12 protein-coding genes are annotated in these 15,243 nt (G+C 37.6%); 6 read left to right on the top strand and 6 right to left on the bottom strand.

Features of this window, described 5'->3' with window-relative positions:
- Positions 1–52 precede the first annotated feature (52 nt).
- A complete protein-coding gene (locus DDY94_RS00265) occupies positions 53–1,489 on the top strand; it encodes an NADP-dependent isocitrate dehydrogenase (RefSeq protein ID WP_111682027.1) in 1,437 nt (478 codons plus the stop codon).
- Between the two features lie 84 nt (positions 1,490–1,573).
- Complete coding sequence (locus DDY94_RS16335) at positions 1,574–1,777, top strand: PLDc N-terminal domain-containing protein (protein ID WP_111682026.1); 204 nt, start codon at positions 1,574–1,576, stop codon at positions 1,775–1,777.
- A 66-nt stretch (positions 1,778–1,843) separates the two neighbouring features.
- On the opposite strand, the gene rodA is transcribed toward DDY94_RS16335, so the two are convergent.
- The 4 genes from rodA to DDY94_RS00235 form a co-directional block, all read right to left on the bottom strand.
- On the bottom strand, positions 1,844–3,124 hold the full coding sequence (gene rodA / locus DDY94_RS00255; protein ID WP_111682025.1) for a rod shape-determining protein RodA: 1,281 nt from the start codon (positions 3,122–3,124) through the stop codon (positions 1,844–1,846).
- Positions 3,125–3,128: 4 nt separating this feature from the next.
- Entirely contained in the window at positions 3,129–5,069 is a 1,941-nt protein-coding gene (gene mrdA / locus DDY94_RS00250; protein WP_111682024.1) for a penicillin-binding protein 2, read from the bottom strand.
- 495 nt (positions 5,070–5,564) lie between these two features.
- A complete protein-coding gene (gene mreC, locus DDY94_RS00240; RefSeq protein ID WP_317047164.1) occupies positions 5,565–6,341 on the bottom strand; it encodes a rod shape-determining protein MreC in 777 nt (258 codons plus the stop codon).
- Positions 6,342–6,396: 55 nt separating this feature from the next.
- Positions 6,397–7,425, bottom strand: a complete 1,029-nt coding sequence (locus DDY94_RS00235; protein WP_111682021.1) for a rod shape-determining protein — start codon at positions 7,423–7,425, stop codon at positions 6,397–6,399.
- Positions 7,426–7,656: 231 nt separating this feature from the next.
- Here DDY94_RS00235 and DDY94_RS00230 point away from each other — a divergent pair, with 231 nt between their 5' ends.
- Entirely contained in the window at positions 7,657–10,206 is a 2,550-nt protein-coding gene (locus tag DDY94_RS00230; RefSeq protein WP_157957203.1) for a T9SS type A sorting domain-containing protein, read from the top strand.
- 71 nt (positions 10,207–10,277) lie between these two features.
- Here the strand turns inward: DDY94_RS00230 and purH are convergent, their stop codons facing one another.
- Positions 10,278–11,804, bottom strand: coding sequence for a bifunctional phosphoribosylaminoimidazolecarboxamide formyltransferase/IMP cyclohydrolase (purH, locus tag DDY94_RS00225; RefSeq protein ID WP_198658891.1), 1,527 nt, complete (start codon positions 11,802–11,804; stop codon positions 10,278–10,280).
- Between the two features lie 143 nt (positions 11,805–11,947).
- Between purH and DDY94_RS00220 the strand changes: the two genes are divergently transcribed.
- The 3 genes from DDY94_RS00220 to DDY94_RS00210 all read left to right on the top strand — a co-directional run bounded on the left by DDY94_RS00220 (position 11,948) and on the right by DDY94_RS00210 (position 14,797).
- Positions 11,948–13,201 (top strand): ABC transporter permease, encoded by a 1,254-nt coding sequence (locus DDY94_RS00220; RefSeq protein WP_111682018.1) that lies wholly within the window; start codon positions 11,948–11,950, stop codon positions 13,199–13,201.
- An 83-nt stretch (positions 13,202–13,284) separates the two neighbouring features.
- Positions 13,285–14,538, top strand: a complete 1,254-nt coding sequence (locus DDY94_RS00215; protein ID WP_111682017.1) for an ABC transporter permease — start codon at positions 13,285–13,287, stop codon at positions 14,536–14,538.
- Positions 14,539–14,548: 10 nt separating this feature from the next.
- Positions 14,549–14,797, top strand: a complete 249-nt coding sequence (locus DDY94_RS00210; protein WP_111682016.1) for a hypothetical protein — start codon at positions 14,549–14,551, stop codon at positions 14,795–14,797.
- Here the strand turns inward: DDY94_RS00210 and DDY94_RS00205 are convergent.
- Positions 14,784–15,239 (bottom strand): GAF domain-containing protein, encoded by a 456-nt coding sequence (locus DDY94_RS00205; RefSeq protein ID WP_111682015.1) that lies wholly within the window; start codon positions 15,237–15,239, stop codon positions 14,784–14,786. The two genes, DDY94_RS00210 and DDY94_RS00205, sit on opposite strands and share 14 nt — an antisense overlap.
- Between the last annotated feature and the right edge of the window lie 4 nt (positions 15,240–15,243).

The following is a 15,243-nucleotide window of genomic DNA, read 5'->3' as shown; positions in this document are numbered from 1 at the left end:
AAATATATAGAAAATGAATATCATCTTTGTATAACAATTTAAAAACGCAATTATGATAAAAGTTTCTTTGGCAAAAGGTGATGGTATAGGTCCAGAAATTATGGACGCTACACTCAATATTCTTTCTGCAGCAGGTGCCGACATAACATTCGAGGAAATCGAAGTTGGTGAAAAAGTGTATTTATCTGGTAATTCTACCGGAATTTCAGATGAAGCATGGGACACCATCAGAAGAAATAAAGTGCTCCTAAAAGCGCCAATTACAACACCACAAGGAGGTGGATACAAGAGTTTGAATGTTACGATGCGAAAAACATTAGGCCTATATTCTAATGTAAGACCATGTCGCAGTTTACATCCATTTGTAACTACCAAACATCCAGATATGGATGTGGTAATCATTAGAGAAAACGAAGAAGATCTTTATGCAGGTATTGAGCATCAACAAACCGATGAGGTGGTTCAATGTTTGAAATTGATCAGTCGTCCTGGTTGTGAAAAAATTGTAACCTATGCTTTTGAGTATGCCAAGAAATACGGCAGAAAGAAAGTTACTTGTTTCACCAAGGATAATATTATGAAGCAGACCGATGGGTTATTCCATCAGGTATTTGATGAGGTTGCCTCGCGTTATCCAGATATCATAAACGAACACTGGATTGTAGATATTGGTGCTGCTTTATTAGCGGACTCTCCAGAAGATTTTGATGTTATTGTAATGCCAAACTTATATGGTGATGTCATGTCTGATATCGCTGCGCAAATCACAGGTTCTGTAGGTTTAGCAGGATCAGCAAACATCGGACAAGAGTGCGCTATGTTTGAAGCTATACATGGTTCGGCTCCTGATATTGCCGGTAAGAATATTGCAAACCCTTCAGGATTAATCAATGGTGCGGTTATGATGCTGAATCATATCGGTCAGAGTGATGTTGCCGAAAAAATTCAGAATGCATGGCTCAAAACCATCGAGGATGGTGTTCATACCAACGATATTTACGACCCAATAATGAGTACAAGACGCGTTGGAACCAAAGAATTTGCTGAAGCGGTGATTCAAAATTTAGGTCAAAAGCCGAAGCAACTTCCAGAGGTAATTTTCGAAGATAGAACTCCATTAATTCTTCCGAAGTACCAAAGAAAACCTTCAAAAGATAAAAAAGTAGTAGGAGTAGATCTGTTTGTGGATTGGCATGGCTATGATGCTAACATTCTCGCAGAAAAACTTCAAAAACTAAATAATGATGAGTTAGAACTCTCCATGATCACTAATAGAGGAATAAAGGTTTGGCCAGATGGTTTTGAAGAGACCTTTTGCACAGACCATTGGAGATGCAGATACTCTGCGAAAGATGGGAAAGAATTGTCAAAAAGAAAAATTATTGAAGTATTACAGGCGGCTATGGAGCACGATATAGACGCTATTAAAACTGAAAATTTATATACGTTCGATGGCGTAAGAGGTTACTCTCTTGGTCAGGGACAGTAACATATTGAGCAACTTACATTACACGGAACTAAAAGGGAGTTAGTAATGGTTATCGTGTAATGTAAGTTAAAATGTAGAGACACCATGACACTGGTAGATTCAGGATTGGTAAATTTTTTCATAGGTTGTTACATACTAATTATTCTACTTCTGTGTATTGTTGTGCTTAGGTCACAGAAGAATCTTAAGGGTAAAATAGTCTGGTTAGTATTATTGTTGTTTTTACCTGTGCTTGGTGTCTTCTTTTTTATTATGTCTGAAACGTTTACGACAAAAAATATTGGTTAATAGTAATTAATAGCAAAACGTAACTATTACAATAAGAGACTGCCTTTCATATCGGGCAGTCTTTTTTTACCATTCGTTGATTTTATTGCTATCTAACTTCACAAAAATGAAAAGTAAAATTGTGAAACCCCAAAGTCCGGAGCCACCATAACTGAAGAATGGAAGTGGTATACCAACAGTTGGAATTAACCCCATAACCATACCGATGTTTATCGTAAAGTGAATAAAGAGTATGGAGGCAACGCCATATCCATAAACGCGGCTAAATTGTGATTTCTGAGCTTCAGCGAGATATAAGATCCTGATAATGAGAAGTACAAATAAAATGACGACAGCACTACTTCCGATGAATCCCCATTCTTCACCAACTGTACTAAAGATATAATCAGTTTCTTGTTCGGGTACAAATTTTCCGGTGGTTCGGGTACCTTGCATAAACCCTTTACCATTCAACCCTCCAGAACTAATTGCTTTTTCAGACTGGATAAGGTTATAAGCTTCTCTTTTACGCATTTGTTCTAATTTCACAGGATCTTTTTCCAATCTCAAGAAAATAGAAATTCGGTTTTGTTGATGGGCTTTCAGGCCATGCTGATAAAACATTTTAACACCGTATGAAAACCCAGATGCAATAATTAAGACTAAAATATATTGAAGTATTGAGGCTCCTTTCCTTTTGGCTAAAAAATAATGAGCAATTAGAATTAGAGCTGTTGCAACGGCGGTTATAACAATACCAAATTTTAAGGCTAATACTGCTAATACGATCAAGGATAGCGCAACGATTAGATAGATTTGCTGAAGCCCTTCACGATAGAAGACAAAGAAGAAAGCCAAATACACCATTGTACTACCAGCGTCGTTTTGCAGTAAGATGAGTAGAGCAGGAATAAATATTATTGCTGCTACACGTATCTGATCTTTTAAGGTTTGCATATTGGTTTGCAAATCGCTAATATATTTAGCAACAGCCAATGCAGTGGCAAACTTGGCAAATTCACTGGGCTGAATGGTCATACTACCAATGCCATACCATGATCTGGCACCATTGACATCTTTACCAAATACAAACAGACCTAGCAATGCCAATATTGCGACCAGATATATAATACTCGCAAACCGTTCATAAAATTTTGCTTCAAACGAAAGTATTAGAATAATTAATACAAATGTTAAGCCAATAAAAATGAGTTGTTTACCGTAAAGTTGAGAGGTGTCAAAATAGCTAGTGATTTCACCAATATGCGATGCTGAAAGGATGTTTACATATCCAAACCCTACCAACAATAAGAAGAGAATTATGGTGAGCCAATCAAATTTAAACCGTCTTTGGTTTTCTCTAAGCATAAGGTTAAGACTTGGGTATTTCTGCTTTTTGTTTCAGTAAATCCTGAAACGCCTTTTCATCAATCGCTTCTAAGGTGGTCTGTCGGTTTATACCAAACGGTTCATCTGAAAAAGGCTTTTGGTATTCGTGCTCTAAAGAATAACGAAGCACAAAATTTTCCATATCCTTTCTGCTGATATCACCTTTAATATAATATTCAATCATAAGACTTGCCATACGTCCAGCAAAACGGCTTCCGAAGTAGCCATTCTCTACAAAAACCGCAATTGCAATTTTCGGATTGTCTTTAGGCGCGAAGGCTACAAAAATTGAGTGATCCGTTAATTGCGTTTTAACGCTATCAATAATTGCAAAGTTTTCGGCGGTACCTGTTTTACCACAAATTTCTATACCATCAACTTGCAACATGTCTGCTGTTCCTTTGTTATAAACGTCGAACATTCCCTGAATAACAGGCTCAAAATGGCGCTTATCTATGGTTGTTTTTTTAGGTGTTGTAAATTGTTCAGGGATTTCTTCACCTTCAATTTCTTTAATGATATGTGGTGTATAATAATATCCACGATTTCCAATAGCGGCCGCCATATTAGCTAGCTGAATAGGTGTAGCCAATACTTCTCCTTGTCCGATGGCATTTGAAATTGTAAAGGTCGTATACCATCTATTTTTTCCATAGCCGCGATCATAAGTTGCCGCCGTTGGCACCTTGCCAGGTTGTCCTACAGAAAGATCATTATTGAGGTAATTGCCCAAGCCAAAACTTTTAACATGCTTACTCCAATTATCCATGCCTTCAGCAGGCGAATCGTACTTGTCAATTATACGTCTGTAAACATTTGCAAAGTAAGCGTTACACGATTCATAAATACCGATGTTCATGTTTGCCGGACTCCGATGTACGTGGCATCCCATTTTGCGATTTCCATAACGATAGCCCATATTACAACTAAAGCGATCCTCAGTGGTAACAACACCTTCCTGTAAGGCAATTAATGCATTTAATGTTTTGAATGGTGAACCCGGAGGGTACATAGCTTGTAAACCTCTATCGAATAAAGGGTTCGCAATACTGTCTCGATATAGTTTGCTGAAGTTTTTTGAACGATCTCTACCTACTAATAAATTCGGATTGTAAGAAGGTCCAGAAACCATGGCTAAAATCTCACCAGAACTCGGTTCTATCGCTACAATTCCGCCGCGCTTGTTCGTCATTAGTAGCTCGCCATAAGCCTGAAGCTTGGCGTCGATCGTTATTTTAATGTCTTTTCCTGGAACGGGTAAAGTATCTAATTTACCCTCTTGAAAAGGGCCTAAGTCTTTATTAAATCGATCCTTTTGAATAAAACTTATTCCCTTAACACCGCGGAGTGTTTCTTCATAAGTCTTTTCTACTCCTTGCTTTCCAATAAGGTCACCCAGTTTGTAGTAAGGTTGCTTTTGTATGATACTTCGATTCACCTCTCCAATATCACCAAGAACGTTCGCACCAATAGTGGTTTGGTAAGAACGTAGTGACCGCTTTTGAATATAAAAGCCTACATATTTCCACATTTTTTCTTGAAGAACAGCATAGTCGGCTTTTGAGAGCTGCGGTACAAAAGGTGATGGAATCCTGTAAGAATAGTTTTTGGCGCGTTCTAGTTTTTTATCATAATCTTCTCTTGAAATTTTCAAAAGTTGACAAAATTCTTCAATAGCTTCGTCACTTAAGGGTTGAACTTCTCTCGGTATAACCATAACATCATAAGATGGCTGATTAGCAACTAAAAGCTTACCATTTCTATCGTAAACATAACCCCGTTTTGGATAAGTGTATTCCTTCTTTATTGCGCTATCATCAAAAACATCGTATTCATAACCACCATAGATCTGAAGATAGAATAACCGTGCAATAAATGTTAAACCAACAAGTACGACTATAGCTAAAAGTAGAAGTTTTCTCATTTTTTGTTGCGACTAAATAGAATTATGATAAGAAGGCAAAGTATTATAGTAAAAATACTGGAGAATAACGTCTTTTTTAATATTAAAAGTATGCCAGAGATGTTAAAAATCTCTAGTGAAAATAACACCAAGTGATGGATTAAAGTGCCAAATGTTATGTAGGTAATTAAACTTCCTATTTCAGTGTTACTAAATTTTATGCTTTGGTGCTCATAAAGCATACCGAAGGATGTCTTTAATAGTATTGGTCTGGTGTAAGCTAAGAATACCGATGCGGCAGCATGCACACCACCCGAATCTAAAAACATATCAACTAGCATTCCGAGTAAGAAACTAGTTAGTAAAAGGACCAAGCGATTTTCCCGAATAGGAAATAAGAAAATAAATATGATATAAATGTATGGGTTGATATAACCTAAGAAATTTATATGACTACAGATCACTACTTGTACCAGAAGTAATGCAATGAATCGAATGCTATGTAACCCAAAAACACTATTCATTGTTACTACTCTCTAAGTCTAGAATTTCTGCTCTGTCGAGATTTTCGATAATATAAATAGTACCGATATTAGTCATATCGTTAAATAGTTTCACCTGAAGTGTGTAAGTGTCTCCACTAATATCTTTTTCGATGCTATCTACGGTGCCAATACCTATGCCTTTTGGGAAAATAGCTGATTCTCCACCAGTCTCAATGGTATCACCAACTTTTACCGGTGCAAAAGTTGAAATGTCTTCAAGTTGGGTAAAATGAGGTGATTTACCATCCCATGTTAAAGAGCCTTTATGGGTAGTTGACTTTAATTTTGCATTGATCTTACTTTTCTTATTTAAAATGGAAAGAACCGTAGCATAATTACCAGAGATATTATCAATAATACCAACAATTCCTTTTGAAGTGATCACGCCAAAATCTTGCTGAATACTATCGTTTTTACCTTTGTTAATGGTGAGGTAATTGTTTGTAAGCGAATAACTATTCTTGTACACCTCGGCAGTTCTTACTTTGAAAACCTTACCTGCAAACGAAGAATCAACAGTAACACCATTGCTTGAATTTTTTAGATTGAAGAGTGCTTCCTTAAGCTGCTTATTTTCTTCAGATAGAATTTCGTTTTCCTTTTTCAGACCAAAATAACCGTCTACTGAATTTGAAATACTGTAAACACCACCAGTTAAACTGTTGGCTGAGTTTATAAACTTGCTTCGGTGATAAGAATGCGATTGAATGGTTAGGGCTAGAGCAATGCTAAAAAGTAAAAAAAACAACAGGAACGTTTTGTTTCGTATAACAAAATTGATGATTTGTTGCATTATTTACTGTTTATTTTATCAATACGCTTTTGTATTTTGAAAGGTTCTTAAGAACAATCCCGGTTCCTCTTACAACAGCTCTAAGCGGATCTTCAGCGATGTAAACAGGTAGGTCAGTCTTTTGTGATAAACGTTTATCTAATCCTCTCAACATAGAACCTCCACCAGCAAGATAAATTCCGGTGTTATAAATATCGGCGGCCAATTCTGGAGGTGTCTGTGATAAGGTCTCCATTACTGAATCTTCGATACGCAGAATGGACTTGTCAAGTGCTTTAGCAATTTCACGATACGAAATCTGAACCTGTTTAGGTTTACCCGTAAGTAAATCTCTACCTTGAACACTCATATCCTCAGGAGGTAATTCTAGATCTTCGGTTGCAGCACCAATTTGAATCTTAATTTTCTCAGCCGTTCTGTCTCCAACGTAAAGGTTATGCTGTGTACGCATGTAGTAAATGATATCGTTGGTAAACACGTCACCTGCAACTTTCACAGATTTATCGCACACAATACCACCTAATGCGATTACTGCAATTTCTGTGGTACCACCACCTATATCAACAATCATGTTACCCTTAGGTTGCATAATGTCTACTCCAATACCAATTGCAGCAGCCATAGGTTCGTGGATGAGGTATACTTCCTTTCCATTAACACGCTCACACGATTCTTTAACAGCACGCATTTCAACTTCTGTTATCCCAGATGGAATACAAACCACCATGCGTAATGCCGGATTGAAGAATTTCTTTTTTAACGCAGGGATATTTTTTATAAACAAACTGATCATTTGCTCTGAAGCATCAAAATCGGCAATTACACCGTCTTTTAGTGGTCTAATCGTTTTGATGTTTTCATGAGTCTTACCTTGCATCATATTGGCTTCCTTACCAACTGCGATAATCTTACCACTAATTCGGTCTCTGGCCACAATAGAAGGGTTATCTACAACTACCTTATCATTGTGAATGATAAGCGTATTTGCAGTTCCTAAGTCTATAGCTATTTCTTCTGTCAGGAAATCAAAAAATCCCATGCGCTGTTCTGTAAATTAATTTGGGTTATAAGTAATACGTAAAAGTAATAAATCCTTTAATATAAACGCATCTTAATTCAATTAACTTCAAGTATTAGTTTAATTAAAACTGATTCAGCAGTCTGGTGAAACTTACCTTAAGTGCATTTTGCTGTATTTCAACACGTTAAAATAGTTTTTCTGATTGTGTTAGCTGGCTAACATTTTATGAGAATTCATGAAACTAATTTTATGAAATCAAAAAAAGCATTATTAAAAATGAAGCAAAAATTACAATTTAAGACGATGTTAAAGGCTGTAATATCCTTTACATTTTTTTTCACAGGATGCCTTGTTAGTTTAGCTCAAGGCGCCACTTTTACCAGTGTTGATCCTGTATCCGATGTGTTAACGATCACTAATACAGGATCGTCAATGGTAGATATTAATAATTATTGGCTCTGTTTGGGGCCTGGAACTTATGTCCGTGTAGGTACAGTAACTCCAATTAGTGGAGATTATATGTTATCACCGGCTGAATCAGTAACCTTAACCTACAACGTTACTGAAGCCCAAGATGGTCTAAGTCTATTTAGCACGAATAGCTTCGGATCTTCAGACCCAAATATTTTAGTGGCCTTTGTGCAGTGGGGCGCTGGAAATCAACCTAGAGTCGGACAAGCAGTAACCGCAGGGCGTTGGGATAACGCTAGTAATTTTGTCTCCGGATCAGGACCATATACAACAACCAATGGTGGTTCAGCAGCTGCATGGTCTTCCTGCGATGCAGAAGGCGGTATGATTCAGATAGCAGGAACCACTGACACATCAGCAACCATTTGTGTTGGTGAAGGCGTTGATGACCTTATCGATGTTGAATTCGTTGACATGAGTGTGCTTTCAGGAGACAGTTCAACATGGGTAATTACCGACCAAGCAACGGGTGATATATTGGGTGCGCCAGCAACGGTTCCACCAGGTGGATTTAGTTTAGAAGGTGCACCAACAGGAGTTTGTGATATCTGGTATCTGAGATATACAGGAGATATTGGCTTAGGAAGCGCAACTAATGTTGCTGATCTTTCAGGATGTTTTGATTTATCGAATCCGATTTCAGTATCAAGAAATGCAGTTAATGGTGGTGCTATCCAGATTGCAGGAACTACTGATACAACAGCAACCATTTGTGTTGGTGAAGGCGTTGATGATCTTATCGATGTTGAATTTGTTGATATGAGTGTACTTTCAGGAGACAGTTCAACTTGGGTGATTACCGATCAGGCAACTGGAGATATATTGGGTGCACCAGCAACAGTTCCCCCAGGTGGATTTAGTTTAGAAGGTGCGCCATCAGGAGTTTGTGATATCTGGTATCTGAGATATACTGGAGATATTGGCCTGGGTACAGCAACTAATGTTGCTGATCTTTCAGGATGTTTTGATTTATCGAATCCGATATCGGTATCAAGAAATGCGGTTAATGGTGGTGCTATTCAGATTGCAGGAACCACTGATACGACAGCGTCAATTTGTGTCGGTGAAGGAACTGATGATCTTATCGATGTAGAATTTGTTGATACGAACATTTTATCTGGTGATAGTTCAATTTGGGTAATCACCGACCAGGCAACCGGAGATATTTTAGGTACTCCTGCGGCGGTTCCACCAGGTGGATTTAGTTTAGAAGGTGCACCAGCCGGAATCTGTGATATCTGGTATCTGAGATATACAGGAGATATTGGTTTGGGTACAGCAACGAACGTAGCAGATCTTTCAGGTTGTTTTGATTTATCGAATCCGATTTCTGTATCAAGAAATGCAGTTAATGGTGGAATGATCCAGATTGCAGGAACCACAGATACAACAGCAACCATTTGTGTTGGTGAAGGTGTTGATGATCTTATCGATGTTGAATTCGTTGATATGAGTGTGCTTTCAGGAGACAGTTCAACTTGGGTAATCACCGACCAAGCAACGGGTGATATATTAGGTGCGCCAGCAACAGTCCCACCAGGTGGATTTAATTTAGAAGGTGCGCCAACAGGAGTTTGTGATATCTGGTATCTGAGATATACAGGAGATATTGGATTAGGCACAGCAACTAACGTAGCCGATCTTTCAGGTTGTTTTGATTTATCGAATCCAATTTCGGTATCAAGAAATGCGGTTAATGGTGGTGCTATTCAGATTGCAGGAACCACTGATACGACAGCGTCAATTTGTGTCGGTGAAGGAACTGATGATCTTATCGATGTAGAATTTGTTGATACGAACATTTTATCTGGTGATAGTTCAACTTGGGTAATCACCGACCAGGCAACCGGAGATATTTTAGGTACTCCTGCGGCGGTTCCACCAGGTGGATTTAGTTTAGAAGGTGCACCAGCCGGAATCTGTGACATTTGGTATTTGAGATATACAGGAGATATTGGCCTAGGAACAGCGACTAACGTCGCAGATCTTTCAGGGTGTTTTGATTTATCCAACCCCATCTCGATTACACGATTGACAGGAACAGACTGTGATGCCCTAAGCATTGATGAATTTGAAACAGCATTCGATTTTGAAGTTTTTCCTAATCCTTCAAAAGAGAAAGTAAATATCGCCTTCAACGGTAACCGAACTGTTGCTGTTGAAATTCAGATCATTAATATGTTAGGTCAACGTGTTCTTAGTGCAAAATTCGAAAATGAATCGCGCATGACTATGGATATTTCTAATCTAGAAAATGGCACTTATTTTATGAATATTATAGAGCAAGAATCGGGAAATAGATCTGTAAAACGCATTATGAAAAACTAGGGCAACGTTCTAGATCAATGTTAGGTTTATAAAAAAAGAGCATCAATATTGATGCTCTTTTTAATTTTATTTTAATGTTTGAAATGGCGCGTACCGGTAAACACCATGGCAACATCATTGTCGTTGCAATAGTTGATACTTAGTTCATCTTTAATAGAACCACCTGGTTGAATAACAGCTTTTATTCCGGCATTATCTGCAATTTCCACACAATCCGGGAACGGGAAGAAGGCATCACTTGCCATGACAGCTCCGTCCAAATCAAAATTAAATGATTTCGCTTTGTGAATGGCTTGATTTAAGGCATCAACACGACTTGTTTGCCCTGTGCCACTTGCACAGAGTTGCTTGTTTTTAGCAAGAACAATAGTATTAGATTTGGTATGCTTACAAAGTTTCGATGCAAATATCAAATCTTCAAGTTCAGCTTGAGTTGGTGCTGTGTTAGTCACCGTTTTCAGGTCTTCCAAAACATCAGTTTTAGCATCGCGCTCTTGAACTAATGCACCATTTAAACAAGTTCTCACGGTAGTTTTTGGTAATTCTACATCGTGAAGAATTAATAGAATTCTATTTTTCTTTCCTTTCAAAATGTCTAAGGCCTCATCAGAAAATGACGGTGCAATAACCACTTCACAGAATAACTTATGAATTTCTTCGGCAGTGGCTTTATCTATTTCAGAATTACAAATTAGGATTCCACCAAATGCAGAAACAGGATCACCTGCCAAGGCATCAACATAGGCTTGTTTTACTGTTGAACGCTGAGCAAAGCCACATGCATTGTTGTGTTTTAAAATAGCGAATGTTGGGTCTTCACCTTTAAATTCGAGGATTAAATTAACCGCTGCATCAACATCAAGAAGGTTGTTATAACTAAGTTCTTTACCGTGTAATTTGGTAAACATGGCATCAAAATCACCAAAGAAAAAGCCTTTCTGATGTGGGTTTTCACCATAGCGAAGTACTTTACCTTTTGTTTCGCTTATTTTAAGGACGGCTTCTTCATGATTGTTGAAGTAATTGAAAATTGCTGTGTCATAATGTGATGATACATTAAATGCCTTAGCTGCAAAACGCTTTCGGTCGTCTTCAGAAGTTTCACCATTTTTTACTTTAAGCAATTCTAAAAATTCAGCATAGTCTTCAACGGATGACACACATGTAACGTCTGCATAATTTTTGGCTGCAGCTCTTATGAGTGAAATTCCACCAATGTCTATCTTTTCAATAATATCTTGATTACTTGCACCTGAAGCAACAGTCTTTTCAAAAGGGTATAGATCTACAATAACGAGATCGATCTGCGGAATTTCAAACTCCGCTAATTCAGCGACGTCACCATCGTGATTTTGACGATTAAGAATCCCGCCAAATACCTTCGGGTGTAGTGTTTTTACGCGTCCACCGAGAATAGATGGGTAAGAGGTAACATCTTCTACCGGAACAACATCAATACCTAAGTCTCTGATGAATTTTTCTGTTCCTCCCGTAGAGTAAATTGTAACGTTAAGGTCGTTTAGTTTTTTTACAATTGGTTCTAATCCATCTTTACTAAATACAGAAATCAGTGCCGAGGATATAGTTTTGTTGTTCATAATGATGTGTTGTGATTTTGATTTTGCAAAAATAAAACAATGAGGATGATTATTGGTTTACAGATATTACTTTCTTTAAGTTTTTTGTAACAATATACTGTTGAAAACGTCCTATCTTTAAATCGATTTAATCTAGCTAACCCATGCTTGTCTATTTAAGAGTATTTAAAGAGAGCTTTTCGTTTGCGCTTAATGCCCTTAGAAATAACAAATTACGGACCTTTCTTTCCCTTTTAGGAGTTACCGTAGGTATATTTTCTATTATTGCCGTATTGGCGGCTGTAGATTCCTTAGACCGCGATATTAAAGAAAATCTTTCTGGTCTCGATAAGAATACAATGTATCTTACGAAGTATTCATTTGGTCCGACGGAGGTGCCAAGATGGAAGCGTGATAATTTCCCGCAAACAGAATATGACGATTATGAGTTCGTACGACGAAATATTCCTGACATTGAAGAATCTGCCTATGTAATTTTCGGTGGAAATGAGACGATTCGCTATCAGGCAGAAACGGTTAGTAATGTTGAGGTAACACCTATTTCACACGGAATTTATGTTATAGATGATTTGAAGATTGGGCAAGGTCGATTTTATTCAGAATTAGAATCGGATACAGGTGCACCTGTAATTGTTATTGGGTCTGAACTTGCCGAAAATTTATTTGGTACATCAAATCCGATCGGTAAAGTCGTACGCGTTTACGGTAGAAAATTAACGGTCATTGGCGTACTTCAAAAATATGGATCGACTTTAGGGGATTCGCCAGATGGTAAAGGTTATGTGCCGGCAAATTTTGTGAGGAGATTTCGAAATGGTGGTGCAGATGGATTACCTGGAGCCGTTGTTATAAAGCCTAAAGCCGGGGTTGATATGGGCGCTTTTGAAAGTGTGCTTCGCCAAAAATTCAGAGCCTACAGAGGCCTAAAAGCCGATGAGGACGACGACTTCTTTATTAATAAATTATCGGGTCTGGTATCATTCATTGATGCTATTATCGGAACTTTAAACCTTGTTGGTTGGGTCATTTCAGGATTCTCGCTATTAGTTGGTGGCTTCGGTATTGCAAATATTATGTTTGTCAGTGTGAAGGAGCGGACAAATTTGATCGGAATTCAGAAATCGCTTGGTGCCAAAAACCGTTTCATCATGTTTCAATTTTTATTTGAGGCTGTTATACTTGCCGTAGTTGGTGGTTTAATTGGTTTATTCTTTGTTTGGATCACTTCACTAATTATGAACAGTTTTATCGGAGATGACTTCACGTTTGTATTGTCTTTTGGTAACATGTTCCTCGGGTTTGGTTTGTCCACATTAATTGGTTTGATTTCGGGAGTTATACCTGCCTTTTCAGCATCGCGATTAGACCCTGTGGAAGCCATCAGAACTGGGATGTAAGAATCTTTTCAATATTTTAAGCATTCTATAACCTTTCTTATAGTCTAAAGCCTTTATCTTTAGGCATCACTTAAGGATGCCTTATGCTTTTATATTTACGTTTGCTAAAAGAAAGTTTCTCATTTGCATTCAACGCGTTAAGAAACAACAAATTACGTACCTTTCTATCACTACTGGGTGTGACCATTGGTATTTTCTCAATTATAGCGGTACTTGCCGCTGTTGATTCTTTAGATAAACAGATTAAATCACAGCTGAGTTCTTTAGACAGTAATACCATGTATGTTGCTAATATTTCATTTGGGCCTACCGAAGTGCCTCGATGGAAATATGAGACCTTTGATGAGATTTCCTATAATGAATATAAATTTCTGAAAGCTGGATTAGAAAATGCTGAACATGTGGCATTTCAGTTGTTTGTAAGACGAGAGAATATTCGGTATGAGTCTGAATTGGTGAGCAGTGTTAACACTGTGGTAGTTTCTAATGAGTTTACCGATATTCAATATTTAGAGTTTGAAAAAGGTCGATTTTATAACGAATCTGAATCTAATGCCGGAAAACCGGTTGTGGTTATAGGATCTGAAATTGCAAATTCATTATTCGGAAACTTAGAGCCAATAGGCAAGAAGGTCCGTATTTATGGACAAAAGTTTACCGTAATTGGCGTTGTTAAAAAAGAGGGTTCAGGTTTATTTGGTGATAGTAACGATATTTCAATTTTCTTGCCTGCCAACTACGTTCGAAATCGCTATGGTGACAACAATAGGAATTTCAAGAATATTGTAATTATTAAACCAAAGGAAGATGCTGATATCGCCGGATTAAAAGCTGATGTGACTCAGATTTTAAGGAATCGAAGAGGCATTAAGCCCGAAGAAATCGATTCGTTTTTTATTAATATTATTTCAGGTTTACAAGATGCCATAGACAGTATCATCGGAACAATGAACACCATAGGTTGGGTAATTAGTGGTTTCTCCTTGCTTGTTGGAGGCTTTGGAATTGCCAATATTATGTTTGTAAGTGTGAAAGAACGCACAAATCTTATTGGTATTCAGAAATCATTAGGTGCCAAGAACAGGTTTATTCTTTTTCAATTTTTGTTTGAAGCCGTAATCCTTGCCCTTGTTGGTGGGTTATTTGGTTTAATTATGGTTTGGTTAGGTACTCTTATTGGAAACAATGTCACAGAAGATTTTGAGTTCATTCTGTCTGCAAAGAATGTGTTTTTAGGATTTACAATTTCTTCATTTATCGGATTGATTTCTGGTGTAATTCCGGCCTTAACCGCCTCGAGATTAGACCCTGTTGAAGCGATCAGAACAGGTATGTAATTTCTAGAAGATGAAACGCTTTCTTAAATATTTTATCAGTAGTGCCACCATCTTAATTGTGATCTCCTTAGTTTATCTAAGTACTAGCGATACTATTGGTTTTAATAAAACAGTAAGTTGGGTCTGGGATCTCAGTAATGTAAACATCTGGATCATCGTAGTGACCTACGCACTTTTTCTGCTAGTAATGATCAGTGTAGTAGCGCTGTTAATTCTACAGTTAAGAGATAACCTGCGGAAAAGGACTAAAGAATCTTAGCGACCTCTTTACAAACAAACTCTAAAAATCGTTCGTCAGCTTCGGTAAATGGATCGGGTGTGTTAGAATCGATATCGATCTGACCAATATTTTCACCATTAATAAAAATTGGAACTACAATTTCAGCCTTTACGGTAATACTGCAGGCTATATAGTTGTCTTGTGCAGACACATCAGGAACTACAAAATTCTGATTGCTCACAGCTACTTGTCCGCAGATACCTTTCCCAAAAGGAATGATAGTATGGTCTGTTGGTTCGCCAACATAAGGTCCAAGTTTTAACTCTAATTTGTCGCCATTTTTAAAATAAAAACCTACCCAGTTGTAATAGTCAACATTACTTTCAAGCACTTCGCAAATGCTCAGCAGACGTTCATCTACACTGCGTTCATTCTGTGCAACAATTTGTTTTATTTCAGATTTAAGGGATTCAAAGGTCATAATT

It is taken from the genome of Winogradskyella tangerina, from assembly GCF_003260205.1.
Classification (GTDB): Bacteria; Bacteroidota; Bacteroidia; order Flavobacteriales; family Flavobacteriaceae; genus Winogradskyella; species Winogradskyella tangerina.
This window is presented reverse-complemented; position numbering and strand designations above follow the sequence as displayed.